This is a genomic window from Moorena sp. SIO3B2 (genome assembly GCF_010692525.1).
GTDB classification, from domain to species: domain Bacteria; phylum Cyanobacteriota; class Cyanobacteriia; order Cyanobacteriales; family Coleofasciculaceae; genus Moorena; species Moorena producens.
In genome coordinates this window covers 1-1,193 of the sequence record NZ_JAAHHE010000940.1, presented here as the reverse complement: position 1 = coordinate 1,193, position 1,193 = coordinate 1, and the positions used below count along the sequence as shown (strand labels likewise).

At 39.6% G+C, this 1,193-nt stretch carries 1 protein-coding gene; it reads left to right on the top strand.

Annotated elements, in window-relative coordinates; all coding sequences use genetic code 11:
* The coding region (locus F6K38_RS42525) for a JmjC domain-containing protein (protein ID WP_287360909.1) at positions 1-915 on the top strand (915 nt) is incomplete at its 5' end.
* Positions 916-1,193: the final 278 nt, after the last annotated feature.

Here is a 1,193-nt window from a genome sequence, read left to right as displayed (position 1 = left end):
TCAGGGGCAACTCTAATCATCGACAAGGTACATAAACTAGTACCAGAAATTACTAACTTCACCTCAGAAGTTAGACAAGATTTAGGCTATAGTGCTCAAGTCAATTCCTATTGTTCATGGCCCAGTAAACAGGGATTTTCCTGTCACTACGATACTCACGAAGTCTTTATCTTGCAAATAGAGGGAAACAAGGAATGGTACGTATTTAGCGATACTTTAAAATACCCCTTGACTGAGCAAAAATCAGCCTCTGAAACACCTCCGGAAGGGGATCCTTACTTGAAGTGTACCCTTACCCCTGGTGATGTGTTGTATATACCCCGTGGACATTGGCATTATGCTGTTGCTCTAGATCAACCGTCACTACATTTAACCCTAGGGATTCATTGCCAGACTGGTGTGGATTTTTTAGATTGGTTAGTGAGTGAGTTACGGCAGAATGAAGCCTGGCGTGAAAGTTTGCCACTGCGGTTCGATGCTGAGCCATTAGATCAGTCGATTGATAACTTAATCCAAAATTTAAAGCAATACCTTACTAACAGTGATATCCAGGAACGATATAACCGTTATCTTGATGGCTTAGTCAAGCCACTAGCTAGATACTCTCTACCTGCGCAAGCAGGATTTAATATATTTCCCAATGGTGTAGAGACTAGGTTTAGTAATCCCAAATTTAAACGCCTCAAAATTTCACAACTGCCAGATCAAAATGGCTACAAAATTATCGTTTCAGGTAAAGAAATCATTTTAGGAGGAGTAACTGAATCCTTGGTGGAAAATTTATTCACCAGAGAGACCTTTACCGGTAGTGATGTCATGACATGGTTACCAGGTTTCGATTGGGAGGTTGATGTTGTTCCTCTTTTAACCCATTTAGTTACTGAAGGAATAATTTTTGTTGATACCAGAGTATAAGTAATAGGGAATCGGGAATCGGGAATCGGGAATCGGGAATCGGAACCCACCCCTAACCCCTCCCAGGAGGGGAACGGGAATCGGGAATCGGGAATCAAGAAACCAATTATCTGTATATCATAGCTATTAAAAATGCTAGAAAAAATATAAATATTTTTTTATAAAATGACAATTAAGGAGATAAAACGATGAACACTTTTTTTTGTTCTGACCATTCACAGCAGTTAGCCGAAGACATTATCGGTAGTGGTACTAATTACCAAGTGTATGTTTTAGTA